The organism is Hoeflea sp. CAU 1731 (assembly GCF_039888615.1).
Classification (GTDB): Bacteria; Pseudomonadota; Alphaproteobacteria; order Rhizobiales; family Rhizobiaceae; genus Flavimaribacter.
The window spans coordinates 1-7,437 of sequence record NZ_JBDQQS010000039.1 but is presented as its reverse complement, the minus strand read 5'-3'; the positions used below and the strand labels follow the sequence as shown (position 1 = coordinate 7,437).

Below are 7,437 nucleotides of genomic sequence, written 5' to 3'. Positions count from 1 at the left end.
AAGGGGATGCAGCATGGCTGGCAAGACTCACCGATAGGAAGGACTATAGTGGCCATCATCCGTCGACCACTCACGAGATCGAGATGATCTGGTATATGACAACCACCGGAAGGCAGCGATTCGGGGAGTGGACAAAACATGGGGGTCATGCGGCGCGTTTTCTGTTTGCGACGGTCAGCCGACCATCGAGAACTGCGGCCCTTGTGACGGCTACTCGGTGAGCCCCTTTGGGCGACCACCGCATCCTTCTGCGCTTTCCCATGCGGGCATTGGCAATGTCATCGACTGATCCTTCGGCACGAGATGACGAGATGGGCAGCCCGTTACGGTACCGTCGGCCATAGTCGACAAGGGATTCCATGTTGTTCGCGAGATAGGTGTACAGTGTCCCGCATCGGGCCTGCACACGAGCGGCAGCGGTGCGGACAGCCAAAGGTTCTTCCGCAAGGCGGGTGCAATCGTGCATGAGCCCTTTCAGATAAGTTTCCGCGACCCGTGCTCTGCCATGCCACAGCCACCAGCGAAGGCTTTTCGCGGGGCGCTGGAACAGCACCGGAATTCCAGTGAATCCCGGTATCTGGACCAGACCCTGAACGGCGGCCTCGACATGTCGAATACGCATCGAGATGTGCCACCAGTCGAGGATATGCTTCACCTGGCCGTCGCCACCCATGGCATTCCGTATGAGGTTCGGGAGAGCAAGCTCGCCATCAGAGATTACCGTCAACAGACGGCCCGGCTTCCATCCAAAGTCTGACAGCTCTTCTCGCATCCGGCTGCCTGGCGATGCCGTCGCATTGGCGACCAAGCCAAATCGTCGGCACATATTGCGACTTTCAATCTTACCGACCACAAGATCCAGGTGTCGCTGCTGATACTCCGGTCGACAGCGGATATGCGCACCGTCCAGAAAAACCGTCAAACCCCCTTTGGGAAGTGCTTCAGCGGGATCGCCTGATGCCCTTCGACTTTTCTCGAGCCCCGCGGCTACTCTTCCCAACCGGTCACGCACCGTGGTGTGATGGGGCGGATGGCAGGGGAGGAAGCTTTTCATCAGCCGCGCGGCTTCGCGAAAGGAATGCCGGGACCCGAGTTCCGCATGGAGCCGCTGCAGCTCCGGGGTAGCCCGGTCAGGAAAGAAATAGGCCAGCGGAGAAATAGGTCCGCCGGGCATCGCCGCTGACCTGGCATCACACGAACAGCGGCGCAAGCGCGCGGCTTTGACCCGAACCCGCCCAAAGAGCGTGTCGAGATCGCGCGTGCGATAGTCATGAATGGCACGAACCGAGGCGCAATCCGGGCATACGCGGCTTTCTCGGATGATTTCCTCAACCTGATCGCAAAGAATTGCCCGCTGAATCTGTTCGACAACCCTCTTCCCATCCTCGAGGCGCAACCCGATCCCGTCTGGACAGGTCACCCGGTAGGGTCGTGAAATGCCGTCAAGCTGATGAGTGCGCTTCTCCCCGTTGTCGAAGGTAGTTTCGATTGTAATCCGTACGTCCATGGCAGCCCCACACGCAAAGAACTCACCTTAGCACGGGCCGCAACGACGAAGATGACCCCCATGTTTTGTCCACTCCCCTCTGAATGGGGGTGGCATGGTTTGCACGCGCCGCGAGGGTCCGCCTGTGGTCCTCAGTCCTAAGCGAGTCGCCGGCAATCCGTTCCAGCGCTATGAAGGCTGGCGGGCCCAGGCGCGCAGCGAGTGTTCCGCGCGGAGCACGCGGCGGCCATCGGGCGGCACGGTCGATGCGCGGCACCCGCCCCAGCGATCTGCACCCGAATGGGCGGATCGCGGGAGCTTTGGCGCGCATGACGGCAACCCCGTCGGCTGGCTCCGGAGGAGACCGCCGCCGGGGTATGTCGCTCAGCGTGCCGGGGGTCTCGTGTTCCGGGTGGAGGCTGGCACGGCCGGAACCTGCGAGCGCGGTGCCGGCGGTGAAACCGCCTGCAGGGGCCCGACATTTCTTCAGCATGCCTGCCGATCACCCAGATCCCCTGAAGAATCCCGAAAGTCCAAACGGAGGATCAAGCAGAGCCGCACGGCCCCCGGCCGGGCGGCTCTGCTCGTGTTGGCGCTGTCGCTGGTGTCGAAGTCGTAGCCAAGAAGAGGGAGATCAGCTGGAGACGGGATCGAAACGTCGGTCCCGGAGGGGTCGAATTCCTGCCCGCGATCTGGCCTCCAGACCCCTGCGAAGTTCAGAGGTCGCGAGGACCAATGAACACAAAAAAGGGCCGCCCGAAGGCGACCCTCTCTCAATCAGTCTTGCGCGGTCTTCTTCGCCGGATCGGCCACCCGCATCACCGTCAGACCCTTTGCCTCGGCTTTCTGTCCGAGGTTCAGCGCCACCCCGTTGCCGCCGAAAAGCACGACACCCGTCGCGGCGAATCTGTCGTCCAACATCTCGTCGTTGCACTTGAAGGGAGCCGCCCGTCCGTGCGCGGACCAGCGCGGATCGAAGCGCGCCTGCGCGACACCACGGGCGCGGGCCCACCGGGCCGCGATCATCTCGGCCCCGTGCTTGGCCCCCTTGTGGCAGATGAAGATGTCCTGGTTGCGGGTCTGCCGGATCCGCTCACGAACCTTGTCGAGTGTGGCGAAGATCAGATCGATATCGGTCCAGTCGGTGGCCCCCGAGACGATCAAGGGGACCCCTTCGACCTTCGACTTTGCAGCCGTCTCGCGATCATGCTGCTCCAGGAGTTGCCGGGCTTCGAAAACGGCACCTGTCTCCTGCGCGCGGGCGCTTGCGCGCGATCCCGCCGCCGGGATGAAGCCATGGCCGGTCTCGATCTCGTAGCATTCCGCCGCGGCCTCGCTCATCACCTCGATCGCCCCGACGATCTCGCGGAGATACAGGAAACGCGCCTGCGCCTCCTCGAGCGCCGTCTCGGCGATTTCCGATCCGTCGTGGCATTTCGTCAACGCCCCAATCTTGTCCGCCGTGCGATCCAGTTCCTTGCCGATGGCGATCTTGCGCCGCTGCAGGATCGTGGCGAACCCGTGGGCCAGCGGTTCGATCTCGCCCTCCAGCCCGGTATTACGCAGCTGCCCGAGCAGCGCCTCGAAGGTCTCACGGACGATACTGTCCTTCAGGATGTCGTCGGATGGGATCGGCAGTTCCGCGTCCTTCTCGGTCAGACCGAAGAGTTCGATGGTCTCGTAGGTGTTCGCTTGGTCGTAAGCCATATCAGTCTCCAGGATTCGGTTGTGGGACCACCACGGGAGTGTGGCGGCATGGCCGAATGTCTGGTTTCCGAATCTGCCCGGGTCAGGGACGGCGCAGCCGCCGGCTTGCCGGGCGCAAAAGTTTTCCGGACGCAAGGTCAGCGACCCGCACGCCCTCGATCACTGGACTGCCCTTTCCACCCGCGCTGCCGTCGCCGAAAAGTTTTGCGATCCTTGAGGCGGGCTGATTTGGGGGCCATCCGGAGGATATGCTGCCGCTCTCATGTGTGTGTGTGTTTTGACGCGAGGCCTGGCCGACCCGCGCAGGCAAGCGGCGGGATCGGGACACGCAGGCGGATGGAGCGACGGGATCGTTTTGCTCCGCAAAACAGACCAGAGCGGAGACCGCAGGCGTGGCCCTGTCCCGACGTGCTCGCGCGGCGGACAGGCCGGGATGCCGCAGAGCAACGCCGCGGTGAGGCCGCAGGGCCGAATGCGCGACGGACCGGAGGGCCGTTCTCTCCTGCGACACGCAAAGCCGAGCAGGGGAGGCCGCCAGGCCCATTAACGGGTTGAGGCAGCCTTGCTGATCGCGATTGCGAGATGGCGTTCCCAGTGGTAGTCTGTTGGAGCACCACAGGAGATGTCATGGGAGTCCAGAAACAATCCGTCAGCTTTACCGATGCGGCCTACGCCTTCGCCAAAGAACTGGTCGAGGCCGGCGAATACCCCAACATGAGCGCAGCGGTCTCGGGTGAGTTGGCGAAAGCCAAGGCGGCGCGGGAGCGTGATCACGCCCTGCTGGAAGTGGAACTGGAACGCCGCCTGTCCTTGCCATTGGACCAATGGGAGCCCATCGGGGAGGCCGCCAAGGTCACGGACAGCGCGCGCGCGCATCTGGCGACCCTGTCTCGCAAATCCTGATGCGCTTTGTCCGGCACCCGTTCTTCGAGCGGGACCTCATCGGCATCGTGGATCACATTGTCGAAGTCACGGATGGAGATTTCGCAGCCGCGGAGCGCCGCCTCGACGAGGTCGATGCGCTGTTGCAAACCATCGCGTCCAATCCGACCTCAGGCATGCGGCTGTCCGGCAAACTCGACGGGTGGCTGGTGCGCCACGGCGGCTCCGGGCAGCGTCTCACGATCGTGTTCAGGCCGGATATCGACGCCGGAACGACCTATCTCGCGCTTGTCGCCTTTGGCGGTCGTGACTGGATGCGGCGGGCCGCTGCCAGGAAAACCTTCCCGGAATAGCTTCTGAAGCGATGCTACGTTTCAGGCACGGATTACAGCCTTCAGGAGCAAGAAGTCGGGCAATCGCAGTTGGTTTTCTAGATGCCCGACAAAGAAAAAAGGAAGCCGTGTTTCCACGGCTCCCTTCGATGTTCTGGTATTTAGATGTTCCGACAGTGTCAGGCCACCAGTGACAAGTCCGCACCCGCGTCCTGGGGCTGCTCGCCATTCCCGACGAAGGGAATGATCGAGAAGGTCTTGCCGCCGCGCTGCTCCTCGTTCTGCACCGCATTCACGCGCAGGTCGCCGTCAGGCGTGTTGATGAGGAGCGAGACATACTCGTTGCCGGTCCTGGCGCTTTTCGCCATCCAGGCCGAGCCGACACGGATCGGATGACCTTTCGGCGAGCTGACCTCGATCCGGTAGTCGGGATGGGTCTGCTCGGACTTGAAGGTGTTTTCGATCAGCATGAAGTCGAGATCGAACATCATGTTGGCGACATAGCCGGTGAAGGCATTGTCTGCGTCCAGCGCGGTCAGCTCACCCGAGATCGAGCCGGATTTCATCGCCCCGGTCGACACCAATGGGATGATTTCGAATTCACCGGTTGCCGCCTCGCGCGCTTCCTTGGTCTGCACGGCGTTGACCCGGAAGGGACCGATGCCGACGTCGAGCTGCATCGAGAGGTAGGGGTTGCCGGTGGCATTGCCGGTCTCGTTCCAGGCCGTGCCGATGCGCACCTTGCGGCCGGACTTGTTCACCGCGGTCACATCATAATCCGGGCTGCGCTCGGACATCTTGGTCCGGGCTTCCAGCTGGATCGCGATGTCGAACCGCGCGGAGTGGATCGTGCCGGTGTAGGCGGCGTCGGCGGTTTCGTGGGTCTTGGTCAGGGTTCCTGCGAACATTGGGTCTTCTCCTTTCAAAGGGTTGCCGGTGCGGGGCTTCCTGCCAGCGCATCCGGGATTGCTTTTCGACCCCTCATGGGATCGCAAAACCCAAAAGCCCTCTCTTTCTTTCTCGCGGACCTATTTGCCTGGCACTTGTCTGTTTTGTGAGTGTCCCGGGCCTCGCGAGCGCCAACACCAGTCCGCAACCAACAGGCGTACGCAGGTTCCAGCTTCAGGCGGCCCGATCGGAAGCCGAGAACGCGCCTTTCCCCGCGATCCTGCCCAGGATCGCTGCGGTATCGACGCCCTCTCCATGCGGGACGAAGACCCTCAGCTGGAAAGCGATGATTTCCGTGAAGCACCCCATGGCCTTCAACCCGTCGATGGAACCGCGGTCGGCCCCGTCGATCTCGAGGCGGGCCGCCCCCGCGACCCGGCGTCTTATGAGCGTGAGGCCGCGACCCAGATCTACCGGCGCGGTGGATCCGAGTGCCGCCGTCAGCATCTCATCGTGGGATTTCCGGATGCCGATCATGAACCGCGCGCGCAGAGCGGCGGCACCATCCTCGCTGACCGTCCGGCCGATCATGGCTGCTTTTCCCTCAGGCGTGACCCGGTAGATGCGTTCGTTGCCCGAGGGGATGTCCTTCCAGATCGGCAGCAGCAAGCCGGTCAGCAGGTAGAGCTTTGTCGTGCTGACTTTCGGCAGGCTATCGGCCTCTTCGTTCCAGAGGCGGAGGAACTCGAGCGCTTCGATCTGCTCCCAGGCGGAGTTTCCGAACTTCGCCTCTTCCACGTAGGTCGACCCGGTTGGCCGCGTGACTTTACGCATGAGCGTGACGATCTCCTCGTCATACATCTGCATGGGCCGCGACGAGATCAGTGCCGCGCGCCCGGAGGCGCGGTTGATCATCGCGCTCTTGTCCGGATTGCGGTTAAGTGCCTCTTCTGCCGAGAGGACATGAACCGGGTCGGTCACCTCGAGCCCGATGATCCGTGTCACCGCCCCGGAACGCGGGCAGGTCCAGAGGTCCTCCGTCGAGACCTGCTCGATCCTCTCGCCACGCAACGTCTCGACGCCGAGATCGAGCGTGCCGGCGGCGCGGGCGCGTTCGGTCTGATCTGCGATGCGGGCCATGAACTCGGCAAAAAGCGCATTCTGCATGTGGATCGGCAGCGCGAGGACCCGGTTCAGAAACCGCTGGATTGGCGGCAGCTCTTCCATCAGCACCCCGTCCTGATCGATCAGCCGCAAGGCGGTCCAGTCCGTGAAGTGCGCGTAGCTCATCGCCCCGGCGCGCCCGGCGGCCAGATCGGCGTAGTAGCCCCGGAGTGCGGCCCGCGCGATCGGGCTTTCGAGATTGTCCTCGGCGCGGAACATGCCTTGCGAGCCGGTCTCGCGCTGGCCCTTGGTGAGCGCACCGAGCTGGTCGAGCCGCCGGGCAATCGTGGAGGTGAAGCGTTTCTCGCCATGCACATCCGAGGTGCAGACCCGGAAGAATGGCGCTGACACTTGAGCCGAGCGATGCGTGCGCCCAAGCCCCTGGATCGCCGCATCGGCGCGCCAGCCCGGTTCAAGCAGATAGTGCCGACGCCGCTTCTGGTTCTTCGCCGTTTGTGCTGCGTGATAGGACCGACCGGTGCCACCCGCATCGGAGAAGATCAGGATATCCTTCTCGCCATCCACAAAGGCGCGGGTTTCCGAGGAATTGCTGCTGGCGGACCGCTTCTCGATGAAGAGCGCGCCGTCCGGCAATTTCAGGGGACGGATGGACCGTCCCGTCACCTCGGCCACGGCCTCGTCGCCGAAGGCCCAGAGGATCTGGTCGAGCGCCGAGGGGATCGGTGCCAGGGCCATCAACTCCATCATGGCGGCATCGCGCAAGGCTTCGGCCTCGCGCGAGACGACCAGCGCGCCATTCGCATCCCGAAGTGGCTCGGCCACCATGTTCCCGTCGATCTCGACCAGCTTCTGGGCATGGATCGGGAAGGCCTGTTCGAGGTAACTGAGAACGTAATATGCCGCGTCACCATTATGCGGAGTTCTGGGTTTCAAGCTGTTGTTCTGGTGATTCATTTTCGGATTTCCGCTTTTGATAATCATGATGCCTCTGCTCTCAACCGCAGAAGGACATCCCCC

General features: G+C 63.0%; 6 protein-coding genes. 2 read left to right on the top strand and 4 right to left on the bottom strand.

All coding sequences use genetic code 11. The features are described 5' to 3' along the window. Nucleotides 1–145: 145 nt before the first annotated feature. Complete coding sequence (locus AAFN47_RS27880) at nt 146–1,507, bottom strand: ISKra4 family transposase (protein ID WP_040182552.1); 1,362 nt, start codon at nt 1,505–1,507, stop codon at nt 146–148. A 756-nt stretch (nt 1,508–2,263) separates the two neighbouring features. Continuing rightward, nucleotides 2,264–3,193: a DUF2493 domain-containing protein gene (locus AAFN47_RS27875; protein ID WP_499812465.1), complete on the bottom strand. Its 930-nt coding sequence runs from the start codon at nt 3,191–3,193 to the stop codon at nt 2,264–2,266. A 627-nt stretch (nt 3,194–3,820) separates the two neighbouring features. On the opposite strand from AAFN47_RS27875, the gene AAFN47_RS27870 reads away from it, so the two are divergent. Continuing rightward, nucleotides 3,821–4,096, top strand: coding sequence for a hypothetical protein (locus AAFN47_RS27870; protein ID WP_499812464.1), 276 nt, complete (start codon nt 3,821–3,823; stop codon nt 4,094–4,096). Beyond that, nucleotides 4,096–4,428: a hypothetical protein gene (locus tag AAFN47_RS27865; protein WP_499812463.1), complete on the top strand. Its 333-nt coding sequence runs from the start codon at nt 4,096–4,098 to the stop codon at nt 4,426–4,428. Before AAFN47_RS27870 ends, AAFN47_RS27865 begins: the two co-directional genes overlap by 1 nt. 158 nt (nt 4,429–4,586) lie before the next feature. On the opposite strand, the gene AAFN47_RS27860 is transcribed toward AAFN47_RS27865, so the two are convergent. Both AAFN47_RS27860 and AAFN47_RS27855 read right to left on the bottom strand, forming a co-directional pair. Beyond that, nucleotides 4,587–5,315 carry a DUF736 family protein gene (locus AAFN47_RS27860; RefSeq protein ID WP_499812462.1) on the bottom strand — a complete coding sequence of 243 codons (729 nt, stop codon included), beginning with the start codon at nt 5,313–5,315 and terminating at the stop codon, nt 4,587–4,589. Nucleotides 5,316–5,529: 214 nt separating this feature from the next. Next, nucleotides 5,530–7,374, bottom strand: coding sequence for a strawberry notch C-terminal domain-containing protein (locus AAFN47_RS27855; protein WP_499812461.1), 1,845 nt, complete (start codon nt 7,372–7,374; stop codon nt 5,530–5,532). Nucleotides 7,375–7,437 lie beyond the last annotated feature (63 nt).

Excerpts from the sequence above, each read along its gene's own strand:
- AAFN47_RS27870 (WP_499812464.1), top strand. The coding sequence starts at position 3,821 with ATGGGAGTCCAGAAACAATCCGTCAGCTTTACCGATGCGGCCTACGCC.
- AAFN47_RS27875 (WP_499812465.1), bottom strand. The coding sequence starts at position 3,193 with ATGGCTTACGACCAAGCGAACACCTACGAGACCATCGAACTCTTCGGT.
- AAFN47_RS27880 (WP_040182552.1), bottom strand. The coding sequence starts at position 1,507 with ATGGACGTACGGATTACAATCGAAACTACCTTCGACAACGGGGAGAAG.
- AAFN47_RS27865 (WP_499812463.1), top strand. The coding sequence starts at position 4,096 with ATGCGCTTTGTCCGGCACCCGTTCTTCGAGCGGGACCTCATCGGCATC.
- AAFN47_RS27855 (WP_499812461.1), bottom strand. The coding sequence starts at position 7,374 with ATGAATCACCAGAACAACAGCTTGAAACCCAGAACTCCGCATAATGGT.
- AAFN47_RS27860 (WP_499812462.1), bottom strand. The coding sequence starts at position 5,315 with ATGTTCGCAGGAACCCTGACCAAGACCCACGAAACCGCCGACGCCGCC.